General features: G+C 67.9%; 16 protein-coding genes. 7 read left to right on the top strand and 9 right to left on the bottom strand.

The window, feature by feature from the left end; genetic code table 11:
• Positions 1–22: 22 nt before the first annotated feature.
• From wrbA to VN11_RS03795, 3 genes are all read left to right on the top strand, one after another.
• Complete coding sequence (gene wrbA, locus VN11_RS03805) at positions 23–616, top strand: NAD(P)H:quinone oxidoreductase (protein WP_053448870.1); 594 nt, start codon at positions 23–25, stop codon at positions 614–616.
• Entirely contained in the window at positions 613–948 is a 336-nt protein-coding gene (locus VN11_RS03800; RefSeq protein ID WP_032130425.1) for a DUF2069 domain-containing protein, read from the top strand. Before wrbA ends, VN11_RS03800 begins: the two co-directional genes overlap by 4 nt.
• A 79-nt stretch (positions 949–1,027) precedes the next feature.
• Positions 1,028–1,513, top strand: a complete 486-nt coding sequence (locus VN11_RS03795; protein ID WP_040009892.1) for an asparaginase domain-containing protein — start codon at positions 1,028–1,030, stop codon at positions 1,511–1,513.
• A 191-nt stretch (positions 1,514–1,704) separates the two neighbouring features.
• On the opposite strand, the gene VN11_RS03790 is transcribed toward VN11_RS03795, so the two are convergent.
• The 6 genes from VN11_RS03790 to sufT form a co-directional block, all read right to left on the bottom strand.
• The gene (locus VN11_RS03790) at positions 1,705–3,444 is read right to left on the bottom strand and encodes a S8 family peptidase (RefSeq protein WP_053448869.1); all 1,740 of its coding nucleotides are present in this window, start codon (positions 3,442–3,444) and stop codon (positions 1,705–1,707) included.
• Between the two features lie 377 nt (positions 3,445–3,821).
• Entirely contained in the window at positions 3,822–4,844 is a 1,023-nt protein-coding gene (locus tag VN11_RS03785) for a M23 family metallopeptidase (RefSeq protein WP_053448868.1), read from the bottom strand.
• Between the two features lies 1 nt (position 4,845).
• Positions 4,846–5,181 (bottom strand): transcriptional regulator, encoded by a 336-nt coding sequence (locus VN11_RS03780; RefSeq protein WP_053448867.1) that lies wholly within the window; start codon positions 5,179–5,181, stop codon positions 4,846–4,848.
• A complete protein-coding gene (locus VN11_RS03775) occupies positions 5,178–5,834 on the bottom strand; it encodes a hypothetical protein (protein ID WP_053448866.1) in 657 nt (218 codons plus the stop codon). Before VN11_RS03775 ends, VN11_RS03780 begins: the two co-directional genes overlap by 4 nt.
• Positions 5,835–6,004: 170 nt before the next feature.
• Positions 6,005–7,099 carry a branched-chain amino acid aminotransferase gene (locus VN11_RS03770; RefSeq protein ID WP_004154341.1) on the bottom strand — a complete coding sequence of 365 codons (1,095 nt, stop codon included), beginning with the start codon at positions 7,097–7,099 and terminating at the stop codon, positions 6,005–6,007.
• Between the two features lie 59 nt (positions 7,100–7,158).
• Positions 7,159–7,710: a putative Fe-S cluster assembly protein SufT gene (gene sufT / locus VN11_RS03765; RefSeq protein ID WP_004144911.1), complete on the bottom strand. Its 552-nt coding sequence runs from the start codon at positions 7,708–7,710 to the stop codon at positions 7,159–7,161.
• A 122-nt stretch (positions 7,711–7,832) separates the two neighbouring features.
• Here sufT and VN11_RS03760 point away from each other — a divergent pair, with 122 nt between their 5' ends.
• Entirely contained in the window at positions 7,833–8,252 is a 420-nt protein-coding gene (locus VN11_RS03760; RefSeq protein ID WP_049457537.1) for a hypothetical protein, read from the top strand.
• Positions 8,253–8,443: 191 nt separating this feature from the next.
• Here the strand turns inward: VN11_RS03760 and VN11_RS03755 are convergent, their stop codons facing one another.
• Together VN11_RS03755 and VN11_RS03750 are read right to left on the bottom strand one after the other, a co-directional pair.
• Positions 8,444–9,904 carry an NAD(P)(+) transhydrogenase (Re/Si-specific) subunit beta gene (locus VN11_RS03755; protein WP_049457538.1) on the bottom strand — a complete coding sequence of 487 codons (1,461 nt, stop codon included), beginning with the start codon at positions 9,902–9,904 and terminating at the stop codon, positions 8,444–8,446.
• A complete protein-coding gene (locus VN11_RS03750) occupies positions 9,901–10,221 on the bottom strand; it encodes an NAD(P) transhydrogenase subunit alpha (protein WP_049457539.1) in 321 nt (106 codons plus the stop codon). The genes VN11_RS03755 and VN11_RS03750 overlap by 4 nt, the downstream gene beginning before the upstream one ends.
• Before the next feature lie 98 nt (positions 10,222–10,319).
• Between VN11_RS03750 and VN11_RS03745 the strand changes: the two genes are divergently transcribed.
• Genes VN11_RS03745 through VN11_RS03735 form a run of 3 tightly spaced genes read left to right on the top strand, consistent with a single transcriptional unit; the run spans position 10,320 to position 11,693 of the window.
• Positions 10,320–10,904 carry an RNA polymerase sigma factor gene (locus VN11_RS03745; protein WP_053448865.1) on the top strand — a complete coding sequence of 195 codons (585 nt, stop codon included), beginning with the start codon at positions 10,320–10,322 and terminating at the stop codon, positions 10,902–10,904.
• Positions 10,901–11,227, top strand: a complete 327-nt coding sequence (locus VN11_RS03740) for a hypothetical protein (protein ID WP_049457541.1) — start codon at positions 10,901–10,903, stop codon at positions 11,225–11,227. The genes VN11_RS03745 and VN11_RS03740 overlap by 4 nt, the downstream gene beginning before the upstream one ends.
• Positions 11,228–11,231: 4 nt before the next feature.
• Positions 11,232–11,693 (top strand): DUF3106 domain-containing protein, encoded by a 462-nt coding sequence (locus tag VN11_RS03735; RefSeq protein ID WP_053448864.1) that lies wholly within the window; start codon positions 11,232–11,234, stop codon positions 11,691–11,693.
• A gap of 63 nt (positions 11,694–11,756) precedes the next feature.
• On the opposite strand, the gene VN11_RS03730 is transcribed toward VN11_RS03735, so the two are convergent.
• The gene (locus VN11_RS03730) at positions 11,757–12,836 is read right to left on the bottom strand and encodes an NAD(P) transhydrogenase subunit alpha (RefSeq protein ID WP_053448863.1); all 1,080 of its coding nucleotides are present in this window, start codon (positions 12,834–12,836) and stop codon (positions 11,757–11,759) included.
• Positions 12,837–12,880 lie beyond the last annotated feature (44 nt).

Here is a 12,880-nt window from a genome sequence, read left to right as displayed (position 1 = left end):
ACGACGAGGAGAAGCGGGCACGATGGGCGAGATTCTGGTGCTGTACTACAGCCGGGGCGGTTCGGTGGCACGGCTGGCGCGCCAGATCGCGCGGGGCATCGGCGAGGTGCCGGGGATGACCGCGCGCCTGCGCACGGTACCGCCGGTGGCCGCGGTAACCCAGACCGCGCAGCCGCCGGTACCCGACGATGGCGCCCCCTACGTGAGCGTGCAGGATCTGGTCGAGTGCCAGGGCCTGCTGCTCGGCAGCCCGACCCGATTCGGCAACATGGCCGCGCCGGTGAAGCACTTCCTCGATGGCCTGGGCGCCGAATGGGTCAATGGCACGCTGTCGGGCAAGCCGGCCGGCGTGTTCACTTCCACCGCCTCGATGCATGGCGGCCAGGAGTCGACCCTGCTGTCGATGCAGGTCCCGCTGCTGCACCACGGCTGCCTGATCGTCGGCATCCCGTTCACCGAGCCGGCGCTGAGCCATACCACCAGTGGCGGCACGCCGTATGGTGCAAGCCATGTGGCCGGTGCTGCCGACGACCCGCAACCGACCGACGACGAGGCCGTGCTGGCCCGCGCGCTGGGCCGCCGGGTGGCCGACATCGCGCAGCGGTTGGGCCGATGAGCGCCGCGCCGCGCACGGTCCTGCTGCTGGCCCTGATGGGGCTGGCCGCGCTGTTCGCAGGCTGGTTCATCAATGACAAGCACTGGCTGGCCACCCAGCTGGTGTTCACCGCGCCGCCGCTGGCGCTGGCCGTCGCCCTGCGGCTGGGCTGGCGCAAGGCCGGCTTCTGGGCCTCGGTTCTGGCCCTGGGCTGGTTCAGCCACGGCGTGATGAGTGCCTGGAGCCACCCGGAAACACGCTGGCTGGCGCTGATCGAGATCGCACTGGCCCTGCTGGTGATCTTCAGCGCCAGCCTGCCGGGGCTGCGCGCCCGCTTCGGCAAGCGACGCTGACGCTGCGGCCGCCGGGCCGTATCATCTGTGTTCCTGGCCCCGCGCCGCTGTACCTGTCCTGGTTTCGCGCATGCACATGATGGAAGAGCTCCTGGTCGTCACCACCGGCGGCACGATCGACAAGATCTACTTCGACGACAAGTCGGACTACCAGATCGGAGATCCGCAGATCGGCATGATCCTGCGTGAGCTGGGCGTGACCTTCCGCTTCAACGTGATTCCGATCCTGCGCAAGGACTCGCTGCACATCAATGATGAGGACCGCGAGCTGATCCGCGCCACCATCGCCGCGCAGCCAACCCGCCACGTGCTGGTGACCCACGGTACCGATTCGATGGTGCAGACCGGCAAGGTGCTGGCGACGATCCCGGACAAGACCATCGTGATGACCGGCGCGCTGAGCCCGGCCCGTTTCCGCGGCTCGGATGCGGAGTTCAACATCGGGTGCGCGATCGGTGCGGTGCAGTCGCTGCCGACCGGCGTGTACATCGCGATGAACGGTCGGATCTTTGATCCGCAGCACGTGCGCAAGAACGTGGCGGCGAACCGCTTCGAGTCGGTCTGAGGAACGGCGTGCCGACCAAGGTCGGCACCCACCAAAGCGCTGCCCTTGTAGTGCCGAGCCATGCTCGGCAACCGCGCGCCAGCGCGGCACAGGCATCCCAAGCCGAAGGCCGTGCCGACCAAGGTCGGCACCCACCCGGACAAGAACGCCCCGGCCGGAGCCGGGGCGTGCCCATGGAGAGGGACTTGGGCTTAGTACTGGGCGTTGAGGGTCAGGCCCGAGAAGGTGCTGTACGCCTTGACCCGCACATACCAGGTGCCGGCAGCGGGGCTGTTGATGGTGCAGGTTTCGCTGTTGCCACTCAGGTACGGGCGACAGGTGTAGGTGGTATCGGTCGGGGCACTGCCCTGGCGCACGTAGAGGTCAGCATCACCGCTGCCACCACTGATCGCCACGCGCAGCTGGGTGCTGCCGGCCGGAACCGCGACGGTGTAGTTCAGCTCGGCACCGGTCGCGGCGCCCAGGCCGGTCACCGGCACGTTGTTCTGCAGCACGTTGCCACCCGGGTTCGGCCCACCACCGTTGATGGCCGCAGCAACGGCGGCATCGGCGTCGACGATGCCGGCACCGCAACCACCCGAGCATGCACCCGGCAACGGACGTGCGGTGCTCTTGATGATGCTCTCGACCTGTGCCGGACTCAGCGCGCTCGGCGCCACCGACTGCATCAGTGCAACTACGCCGGCCACGTGCGGCGCCGCCATCGAGGTGCCGTTGTAGGACGCGTAGGTGGCGCTGCCCGGCGTGGTGGTGCCGGTGTTGAGGGTGGACAGGATGCTCTGGCCCGGGCCGGAGATGTCGATGCCGGCACCATAGTTGGAGAAGCTGGCACGCGCACCGGCCGAGGTGGTCGCGGCCACCGCGATCACGTTCGCACAGTTGGCCGGCACCGACGAGGACACGTTGGTGTTGCTGTTGCCAGCGGCGACCACCACCGTGGTGCCACGGCCGACCGCACCGTTGATCGCGTTCTGGTAGGTGGACGAGCAGCTGCCGCCGCCGCCCAGCGAGAGGTTGATGACCTCGGCCGGATTGGCGTTGGCCGGCACGCCGCTGACGGTGCCACCGGAGGCCCAGACGATCGCATCGGCGATATCCGAGGTGTAGCCACCGCACTTGCCGAGCACGCGGACCGGCACGACCTTGGCGTTGAACGCGGTGCCGGCCACGCCGGTGCTGTTGTTGGTCACCGCCGCCACCGTGCCGGCGACGTGGGTGCCGTGCCAGCTGGAGTTGGAGGCTGGAATGCCCGGGCCGCACTCGTTGGCACCGTACCAGTCGCCTTCGTCGTTCGGATTGCTGTCGCGGCCACCGCCATCACGCGCCATCGCCGCATCGCTGATGAAATCGTAGCCCGGCAGGATGTTGGCATTGAGGTCCGGATGGTTGGTGATGCCGGTGTCGATGACCGCCACCACCACGCCGGTGCCGGTCGACTTGTCCCAGGCCGGGCGCACGTTGATCGACGCATTGGAGGTGCCAAAGCCCCACTGCTCGCTGAAACGGGTGTCATTGGGCGTCAGCGTGGCACGCATGATCTGGTCGACTTCGACGTATTCCACGTTCGGATCGGCGGCCAGCTTGCGCATCAGCAGCTCGGATTCGGCCTGGTCGAGCGGACGATCGGTCCTGACCAGGGTCGGGCCGACGGCCAGCTTGCGGACTTCCTGCAGGCCCAGCGCGCGGCCCTGGCTGCTGGCCAGGCCGGCGGCGGCCGTCTTCAGCGAGGAAGCCAGTGCGGTGGTATTGGCCACCGGCGCACTGCCGTCACGGTACTTCACGATGAAGCGCTGGTGCGTCGGCGCGGACTGCAGCCCGCTGAGCTGGACATCACCGGCCAGCGCAGGCGTGGCCAGCAGCAGCGATGACAGAACGGACGCACCAAGGACCACCCACACTCGACGCACACGCGGTTGCGTTACCTGGGACATCGTATTTCCCTTTCTAGTGGTGTGAATGCCGGAATCGGCAGAAGCACCGGCCCGAACCATGGGCTGGCTTGCGTTGGCGAGGTTCGAAGTCCGGCGAGTCAGCGGATCCCCCTTTTGATCCGCCGTGCAGATGACGCTAATGACCAAAACCGGACACCACAAGATTTTCAGCGTCTTTTCAGCAAGATGAAATGTCTGATCTGAGACTTTCCGGGTCGAGGGTTTGTGAAGGTGAAGGAACTTTCGCGCGCCCTGCACAGCCCTGACTGGGGGATGTCATGTCCACGCATGACTTTGCCGACATCGGCGTCCGCTCACCAACGACGACGGCCGCCCGGCATCGGAACGGCCATCACGCATGTGCTTCAGGAACAGCGCTACTGTGCCTGCGCAACACCGGCGGGACGGATCTGCTGCCCCTTGACCGGCTCACCGCGCGCGACGGGCTGGCCATCGGCCAGGTAATCGGAGAACTGCGCCGGCAGCGCCGCGCCGACGCCGAATGCAGGCCCTGCCTGCAGCTGGTAGTGCAGGTGCGGCTCGGAGGAATTGCCGCTGTTGCCACAGTCAGCCAGATGCGCACCGCTGCGGACCACCTGCCCCTGTGCGACGCGCACGCTGCCCTGCCGCAGGTGCGCCAGCACCGAGTACTCGTCATTGCCGTGGTCGAGGATGACCCGGTTGCCGGTGAGCTGCGCCGCATTCATCTGGCCGGGCACGTTGTCGGCAACACTGTCGACCACCTCTACCACGGTGCCATCGGCAGGCGCGAGGATCGGGCGACCGAAGCAGAAGTAGTCTTCATTGCGCAGCCCGTCGCCCCGGTGCGATCGGCCCTCGCGGACCATCAGCAGGTCCAGCGCGAAGCGCTGGCCGGCGTGGGCCGCATGGTAGTTCTGCTCGATGCTGCGCCCACCCCAGAACACGAAGAACTCGTCGTCGAACGGCAGTTGCAGGCGCGTGCGGGTGGTGTAGTCAAGGAACCGGCTGGCCGCGGCCTGTGGGGGCGAGGACTGTTCGGGGCGGATGTAGAAGCCGCTGATCCGCCCCTCGGCGTCGAGTGCCCACAGCACCTGGACGATGCCCGGGCGCTTCTCGAAACGAACCTGGCGCAGATAGGTGTCGTTTCCATCTGCACTGCCGACCTTCTCGCTGACCACTTCCGTTTCCGCCCCCCAGCCGGAGATCACCTGCTCGCGCAGTGCCACCAGGTTCTGCCTGGACTGCAGCGCCGCCTGCATCTGCGGCGTCATCCGCTCCCACAGGGCGTCGATGTGTCCCTCGTAGAACTGCGTGGTCAACGCCGCCCCCTGCTGGCGCGGATCGCTCGTCGCGGCCCTGCCACCGAGGGCTGGAAGGGCGAGAACCAGAACTGCAATCAGGCGTGGAAGCAATGTCATGTCAGGGCTCCTTGCGATCTGGAACGGGAATACCGGCGACGATCGCCGCCAGCTGCGTGCGGTATTCGGTAAGGGCCTGTCGCCCAACCGGAGTCAGCTGCAGGGTGGTCAGGGGACGCTTGCCCCGGAACGTCTTGTCGATGGCAACCAGCCCGGCCGCCTCCAACTTGCTCAGATGGCTGGACAGGTTGCCTTTGCTCAGGCCACTGAGATGTTCGACGAAACCGAACTCGGCCGATTCGGCGCCGGCCAGGATCGACAGGATCAGCAGGCGTGCCGGTTCGTGGATCAGGCGATCAAGCTGCGGCAGCGTGCGGGCATCAGGCAATCTGCTCATTCGGGGTGTGCCCGCCCCGCCATGAACATGCGCATCTCGGCCTGCAGGCGGAGGAAGCGCTGGTGATCACGCCAGCCGACGACGATCAGCGCGATGGACGCCAGCGGGAACACGGCGGTGCTCGGCCCGAACCCATAGGTCTGCCCGGTGAAGGCCAGCGCGGCCTGGCACATCAGGAACACGCCCACGATGAACTCCAGGGGAGTACGCAGCCAACGCCACACGACCCAGGGCAGCATCGCCACCACCCCGAGGTAACCGAGTGCGCGCAGGTCCCAGGGCCGCTCCCCCATCGGGGCCAGCCGGGTCAGCACGCTGCCGACCACCAGCACGCTTACCAGCGCGGTGAAGGCGATGAAGAATCGCTGGAAATTGCGCTCGACCGGCGTGACCTGCTCCTCGACCTGGCCCAGCCGCTGATAGTAGCGGCGCGCAAGCCACTGCTTGCCGACGATCCAAAGCATGGGCATGGCGATCAGCACGATGCGCAGCGCCAGGGTGGTCGGCAACAGGGCGCCGGCCAGGAAAGAGGCCAGGCAGGCAACGCCACCGGCCATCGCCGACAGGCCGCCGGCGCTTCGCGAGTACCGCGAGTATTCACGGGTCAGCGCCTGCAGGCGCGAGGAAGGGTCGATGACGGACGGCTGCTGCATGACATGCTCCAGCGGGGGCGTTTGAATTAAGTTTGCATTGCAAACCTATTTGCGTCAATCACTCCCGGGCAGCGATCCGGCGGCCCCATAACGCAGAAAGCCCGTCACGGGGACGGGCTTTCCGGGAACGCGGTCGAGCCTGGCTCGACGCTATCGTTCGGTGCGAGCGATCAACCCAGCTTGACCAGCCAGTTGTGGCGGTCCGGCAGACGGCCGTACTGGATATCGGTCAGCTCCTTGCGCAGCGACATGGTCACTTCGCCGGCCGGGGCGTTGATGTCGCCCACCGAGAAGCCCTCGCCCTTCAGCTGGCCGATCGGGGTAACCACCGCCGCCGTGCCGCAGGCGAACACTTCGCTGATCGCACCGGAGGCCACGCCGTCCTTCCACTCGTCAATGCTGACCTTGCGCTCTTCGACCTTCATGCCGCGGTCGCGCGCCAGCTGCAGGATGCTCTCGCGGGTGATGCCCTCGAGGATGCTGCCGGACAGTTCCGGGGTAACCAGCGTGCCGTCCTTGTAGACCAGGAACACGTTCATGCCGCCCAGTTCTTCCAGGTACTTGCCCTCGACCGGGTCGAGGAACAGCACCTGCGAGCAGCCCTGGGCCTGTGCCTTCTGCTGCGGCAGCAGCGAGGCGGCGTAGTTGCCACCGCACTTGGCGGCACCGGTGCCACCCTTGGCCGCACGGGCATACTCGGTCGACAGCCAGATCGACACCGGGGCGACGCCCTTGGCGAAGTACGGGCCGGCCGGGCTGGCGATGACGTAGTAGCCGGCCTTGTGCGCGCCGCGCACGCCGAGGAAGGCTTCGTCGCCGATCATGAACGGACGGAAGTACAGGCTGGACTCGTCGGCCGACGGCACCCAGGCGCTGTCCACCGCGATCAGCTGCTTCAGCGATTCAACGAAGATCTCCACCGGCAGTTCCGGCAGCGCCAGGCGCTGCGCCGAACGCTGCAGGCGACGGCCGTTGGCATCCGGGCGGAAGGTCCAGATCGAACCGTCGGCGTGGCGGTAGGCCTTGATGCCTTCGAAGATTTCCTGGCCGTAGTGCAGCACGGCCGCAGCCGGATCCAGCTGCAGCGGGCCGTAGGCGCGCACGTTGGCGTTGTGCCAGCCGGCATCCTTGTCCCAGCGCACTTCCACCATGTGATCGGTGAAGTGCAGGCCGAAGCCCGGCTTCTCCAGGATCTGGGCGCGCTCTTCAGCGCTGCGCGGGTGGTCCGAACGGGTGACGGCGAAGCTGGGAATGGACTGGGACACCGGAGATTTCCTGTTCTGGTTGCGGGTAGTGCCGGGCCCGCGTCGCTGCGGGCCGTGGGTCAAAGCATGCCGGTCTCGAGCCGCGCCGCTTCGGACATCATGTGCTGGTTCCACGGCGGGTCGAATACCAGCTCGACGTCGGCCTCGGCCACCGTCGGGATCATTTCAAGCTTGCTGCGCACATCATCGACCAGGATGTCACCCATGCCGCAGGCCGGTGCGGTCAGGGTCATCTTCACGTCGATCTCGCGCTGGCCTTCGTCCAGATGCTTGATCTCGACCTCGTAGACCAGGCCCAGTTCGACGATGTTCACCGGAATTTCCGGGTCGAAGCAGGTGCGAAGCTGCTGCCACACCAGCTGTTCCACCTGTTCATCGGTGGCATCGGCGGGCAGCTCCAGCGGTGCCGGGGCCTCCTTGCCGATGGCGTCGCCGTCCTTGCCGGCGATGCGGAACAGGTTGCCCTCGACGAACACCGAGTAACTGCCGCCCAACGCCTGGGTGATGTACCCATAGCTGCCGGCGGGCAGGGTCACGGTATCGCCCTGCGGGACCATCACGGCCTCGCAATCGCGTTCGAAGTGGACAGGTTCGCTGCTACGGGAATACATGGGGACCGATATGGGGCCGCGGCCGAGGCCACGCAAGACGGCATTCTAGCCCAGCCGCCCTGCCACCGCCGGTGCACTGCGGCAAACCACAGTATCCTGTGGGCGACCTTCTGGGAGCTTCGATGTCCTCCAATGCCGCGCGTGCCAGGACCGTGACCTGGCTCTGGCCCTTCATGCTGTTGCTGGGTCTGGTTGTTGCTCCCCTTGCCTGGATGGTGCTGGCGCTGATGACCGGTCGGCAGGTCGGCTGGATGGCGGTACTGACCGCACTGGAACTGGTGTTCATGCTGCGCATGGGCACGCTGGGGCCGGGCCGCCTGCGCATCGCGCTGGTCGTGCTGGGCACGCTGCTGGTCGCCGCCGTGGCCAACTGGACCATCGCCAGTGCGTGGATGGGCGGCTCGATCGGGCTGGGTTTGTGGGACGCCAGCCTGCGCATGGGCCCGCACCTGGCCTGGACCCTGATCACCCTGGCCAATGGCGCGATGGAATGGCTATGGCTGGCCGTGGCCGTGATCGTCGGCGCCTGGCTGGCGCGCTGAGTGCGCAGATCCACGCCCCCTGTGGGATGCGGTAGTGCCGGCCGCTGGCCGGCAGAGGCGTGCGGACCAAGGTCCGCACCTTCCAAGTGCAGCCGCCATGCGTGGATGGGGGTAGTGCCGGCCGCTGGCCGGCAGAAACGTGCGGACCAAGGTCCGCACCTACCGGCCCTCGGCGGATCCGACCCCGGCCTTCAATGCCCGCCGTCGAGCGCCTTCAGTTCACTTACCAGTGAGGCCGCCGCTTCAGCACCATCGCCGTACAGCATGCGGGTGTTGTCGGCGTAGAACAGCGCATTCTCGATGCCGGCAAAGCCGGTGCCCTTGCCGCGCTTGATCACCACCACGTTGCGCGCGTTGACCACGTCCAGCACCGGCATGCCGTAGATCGGGCTGGCCGGGTCGGTACGCGCGACCGGATTGACCACGTCGTTGGCACCGATCACCAGCACCACGTCGGTGTTGGCGAATTCGGGATTGATGTCGTCCATGTCAGCGATCAGGTCGTAGGGCACGCCCGCTTCGGCCAGCAGCACGTTCATGTGCCCGGGCATGCGCCCGGCCACCGGGTGGATGGCGAACTTCACCTTCACCCCGCGCTGGCCCAGCCGCTGCGCCAGTTCCCAGATCTTGTGCTGGGCCTGCGCGACCGCCATGCCATAACCGGGCACGATCACCACGCGCTCGGCGAAGGCCATCATCGCCGCCACGTCGGCCGCTTCAATCGGCTTCTGCGAACCGGAGATCGCCTGTGCTTCACCGCCGGCACCACCGCCGAAGTTGGAGAACAGCACATTGCGGATCGGCCGGTTCATTGCCTTGGCCATCAGCCGGGTCAGCAGGATGCCCGCCGCACCGACCATCATGCCGGCGATGATCAGCGCCTCGTTGCCCAGCACATAGCCTTCGAACGACACCGCCAGGCCAGTGAACGCGTTGTACAGAGAGATCACCACCGGCATGTCAGCGCCACCGATCGGCAGCGTCATCAACACGCCCAACGCCAGCGCCAGCACGAAGAAGGCGACGATCGCCCAGGTGCTGAGCGTGCTGGCGGCGATGATCGCCAGGACCACCACCGCCAGCGCCACCACCAGGTTCATCACCTGCTGGCCCGGCCAGGTCACCCGCTTGTCGAGGCGGCCATCCAGCTTGGCCCAGGCGATCACCGAGCCGGACAGCGACACCGCGCCGATCGCCGCGCCGACCACCGCCAGCAGCAACACCGTGCCCGACGGTTGGCGCGCGGCCAGATCGGCCAGTGCCTGCTCGCTCCAGTGCGTGGTGTCACGGTGGGCCAGGAAGGCATAGCGCAGCAGTTCCACTGCGCCGATCGCCGCCGCCGAACCGCCACCCATGCCGTTGTACAGCGCCACCATCTGCGGCATGTCGGTGATGGCGACCTTGCCGGCCGACCACCAGGCCAGCCCCGCGCCGAGCAGCAGCGCCACCAGGATCAACGGCACGTTGTGCAGTTCGGGCAGGAAGAAGGTCGCCGCCGTGGCCAGCAGCATGCCCAGCCCGGCCCAGCGGATGCCGCTGCGCGCGGTCAGCGGCGAGGCCATGCGCTGCAGGCCCAGCAGGAACAGCGTAGCGGCGACGAGGTAGCTGGCCTTGACCAGCCAGTCGAGCAGTTCGACGGTGCTGATGTTCAAGCCTGCGGCTCCTTCGGCTGATCCTTGCCGCCCTTGGGCGCGCTCGGCTTGAACATTTCCAGCATGCGCGCGGTGACCACGTAGCCGCCGGCGGCGTTGCCGGCGCCAAGCACCACGGCGAGGAAGCCCAGCGCTTTTTCCAGCGGCGTCTGCGCATGCCCCAGCACCACCATCGCACCGATCAGCACGATGCCGTGGATGAAGTTGGAACCCGACATCAGCGGGGTGTGCAGGATCACCGGCACCCGCGAAATGATCACGTGGCCGGCAATGGCGGCCAGCATGAAGATGTACAGCGCTACGAACCCGTCACTCACTGGCAACGCTCCCGCTCTGTCTTCGTCGGCCCATCATAACCACGGGCTGAACCCGGCGCGTACCCCGCGTCAACCGAAGCCACGCTCACGCGTTGTCGATGGTGACCCCGAGCGAGGAACCGTACCCTGTGCTGGTGAGCAGCCCCGTCCCCCCGAGCGCCGAGACCGATGCCGTGCCGGCGTCGCTGGAAGCGTTCCTGGCCAGCGTCGGCCCGCGTGCGTTCCGCTTCGCCGAGGCCGGCCTGCGCCAGCGCGAAGACGCCATGGACGCGGTGCAGGACGCGCTGATGCGCATGCTGGACTATGCCGACAAACCGGCCACCGAATGGGCGCCGCTGTTCTGGAGCATCCTGCGCCGGCGCGTGATCGACCTGCAGCGCCGGCGCCGCTTCCGCCTGCCGTTCTGGCGCGACAACCAGGACGCCGACGGGGGCGACATCGACTGGGCCGACCCCGGCCCGGACCCGGCGCAGGCGCATGAGCAGCGCCAGCAGTACCAGCAGCTGGTGCAGGCACTGCGCACGCTGCCTGCGCGCCAGCGCGAGGCCTTCACGCTGCGCGTGCTGCAGGACCTGGACGGGGCCACCACCGCCCGCGCCATGGGCTGCAGCGAAGGCGCGGTAAAAACCCATCTGGCACGCGCCCGGAAGGCGCTGCAGGACTACCTGGAGACCCACCCGTGAACCGCTCCCTGCCCTCCGATGACACCCTGCGCAGCCTGCACGCGCAGTCGCTGCAGGCGCTGTCGCCGGCCACGCTGGCCCGGTTGCGCCTGGCCCGCCACGGCGCCACGGCGGCCCATCGCGGGCGCTGGCGCTGGTGGCTGGCCAGTGCCTGTTCGCTGGTGGTGGCACTGGGTATCGGCCTGCAGTTCAGCGGCCACGGCCCCGTGACGGGCCCCGCGCCGGCTCCGGTGCTGGCCTCGGTGGAAGACAACAGCGCGCTGTACGACGAAAATCCCGATCTGTACCTGTGGCTGGGCGACACCGACCTGGCGATGGAGTGAAACCATGCCCCGATTGAACATCCTGCCGCTGTTGCTGACCCTGTCGCTGCTGCCGGCCGTCCCGGCGCTGGCGCAGAGCGCCGCGCACACGCCTGCCGCGCGCCCCCTGCCGGCCACGCCCCTGCCAGCGTGGGAACAGCTGAGTGAAGCCCAGCGCGAATCCCTGCTGGCACCGCTGCGCGACCGCTGGAACGGCGCCGATGCCGGCCAGCGCCAGCGCATGCTCTCTCACGGCCAGCGCTGGCAGTCGATGAGCCCGGAGGAGCGCGACAAGGCCCGTCGCGGCCTGCGCCGCTTCGAGCACATGAGCCCGGAACAGCGCGAGCAGGCGCGTGCCCTGTTCGGGCAGATGCGCGACATGCCACCTGCGCAGCGCGAAGCCCTGCGTGAGCGCTGGTCGCAGATGACGCCGGAGCAGCGCAAGGACTGGGTGCGCGACAATCCGCCGCCGGCGAAGCCGCGGTAAACCTTCGGGATAGCGGGGGCCAGATCCCTTTGCCAGCGGCAAAGGGATCTGACCCCACGTCATTCACGACTGCCAGCGCGTCTTCGCCAGCAGTTCGTCTTCCCAATCGAAGCCGAGCTGGCCCTCGCGCACGAACAGCGCGACGAAGTTGAGCAGGTTGCGCGCATACATTTCGCTGGCCTGGGTCGCACCACGACTGGCCAGGCCCAGCGGGCCATCGATGGTCACCCCTTGATGCTCGATGCACTGGCCCGGCTGGGTCAGCGCGCAGTTGCCGCCGCTCTCCGCCGCCAGGTCCACGATCACGCTGCCGGTGGCCATGCCGTCCACCATCGCGGCGGTCACGATCGTCGGTGCCGGGCGCCCCGGCACTGCCGCCGTGCAGATCACCACGTCGACGCCGCGCAGATGGTCGGCCAGGCGGCGCTGCTGTTCGGCGCGCTCCTCATCGGTGAGCGCGCGCGCATAGCCGCCCTCACCCGCCGCGCTCACGCCCAGGTCGAGGAAGCGCGCACCCAGCGACTGGATCTGCTCGCGGGTTTCCGGGCGCACGTCGAAGCCCTCCACCTGCGCGCCGAGCCGGCGCGCGGTGGCAATCGCCTGCAACCCGGCCACGCCGGCACCGATCACCAGCACCTTGGCCGGCCGCACGGTACCGGCGGCGGTGGTCAGCATCGGGAAGAAGCGCGGCGCGCGCTCGGCGGCGATCAGCGCGGCCTTGTAACCGGCCATGCCGGCCTGTGAACTGAGCACGTCCATCGCCTGCGCACGGGTGGTGCGCGGCAGCTGCTGCAGCGGGAACAGGTGCAGACGATCCTCGGCAGCGAGTGCAGCCAGGGCTGGATCGCTGGCCGGGGTCAGCAACCCGACCACGCTGGCACCCGGCTTGAGCTTTTCCAGCACCCCCGCAGGCGGTGCCTGCACGCACAGCAGGATGTCGATCTCGCCCCAGCGCTGCGCATCGAACGCACGGGCACCGGCATCGTCATAGGCGGCATCGGTGAAACCCGCCGCGAGGCCGGCACCGCTTTCGTACCAGACGGTGATGCCCAGGGCACCGAGCTTGCGCGCGGTCTCCGGCGTCAGCGCCACGCGCCGTTCGCCCGGCACGGTCTCCTTGATCCCCAGCAACGCCACGGCCATGCAGGTCCCCGCTGATCGGTGAGTTTTCCCGATCCTAGCAGGCG

The organism is Stenotrophomonas maltophilia, from assembly GCF_001274595.1.
Taxonomy (GTDB): Bacteria; Pseudomonadota; Gammaproteobacteria; order Xanthomonadales; family Xanthomonadaceae; genus Stenotrophomonas; species Stenotrophomonas forensis.
This window is presented reverse-complemented; position numbering and strand designations above follow the sequence as displayed.

Bases quoted from the DNA above. Each gene is read 5' to 3' on its own strand.
- wrbA (WP_053448870.1), top strand. From the start codon at position 23: ATGGGCGAGATTCTGGTGCTGTACTACAGCCGGGGCGGTTCGGTGGCA.
- VN11_RS03800 (WP_032130425.1), top strand. From the start codon at position 613: ATGAGCGCCGCGCCGCGCACGGTCCTGCTGCTGGCCCTGATGGGGCTG.
- VN11_RS03795 (WP_040009892.1), top strand. From the start codon at position 1,028: ATGGAAGAGCTCCTGGTCGTCACCACCGGCGGCACGATCGACAAGATC.
- VN11_RS03790 (WP_053448869.1), bottom strand. From the start codon at position 3,444: ATGTCCCAGGTAACGCAACCGCGTGTGCGTCGAGTGTGGGTGGTCCTT.
- VN11_RS03785 (WP_053448868.1), bottom strand. From the start codon at position 4,844: ATGACATTGCTTCCACGCCTGATTGCAGTTCTGGTTCTCGCCCTTCCA.
- VN11_RS03780 (WP_053448867.1), bottom strand. From the start codon at position 5,181: ATGAGCAGATTGCCTGATGCCCGCACGCTGCCGCAGCTTGATCGCCTG.
- VN11_RS03775 (WP_053448866.1), bottom strand. From the start codon at position 5,834: ATGCAGCAGCCGTCCGTCATCGACCCTTCCTCGCGCCTGCAGGCGCTG.
- sufT (WP_004144911.1), bottom strand. From the start codon at position 7,710: ATGTATTCCCGTAGCAGCGAACCTGTCCACTTCGAACGCGATTGCGAG.
- VN11_RS03760 (WP_049457537.1), top strand. From the start codon at position 7,833: ATGTCCTCCAATGCCGCGCGTGCCAGGACCGTGACCTGGCTCTGGCCC.
- VN11_RS03745 (WP_053448865.1), top strand. From the start codon at position 10,320: ATGGTGACCCCGAGCGAGGAACCGTACCCTGTGCTGGTGAGCAGCCCC.
- VN11_RS03735 (WP_053448864.1), top strand. From the start codon at position 11,232: ATGCCCCGATTGAACATCCTGCCGCTGTTGCTGACCCTGTCGCTGCTG.
- VN11_RS03730 (WP_053448863.1), bottom strand. From the start codon at position 12,836: ATGGCCGTGGCGTTGCTGGGGATCAAGGAGACCGTGCCGGGCGAACGG.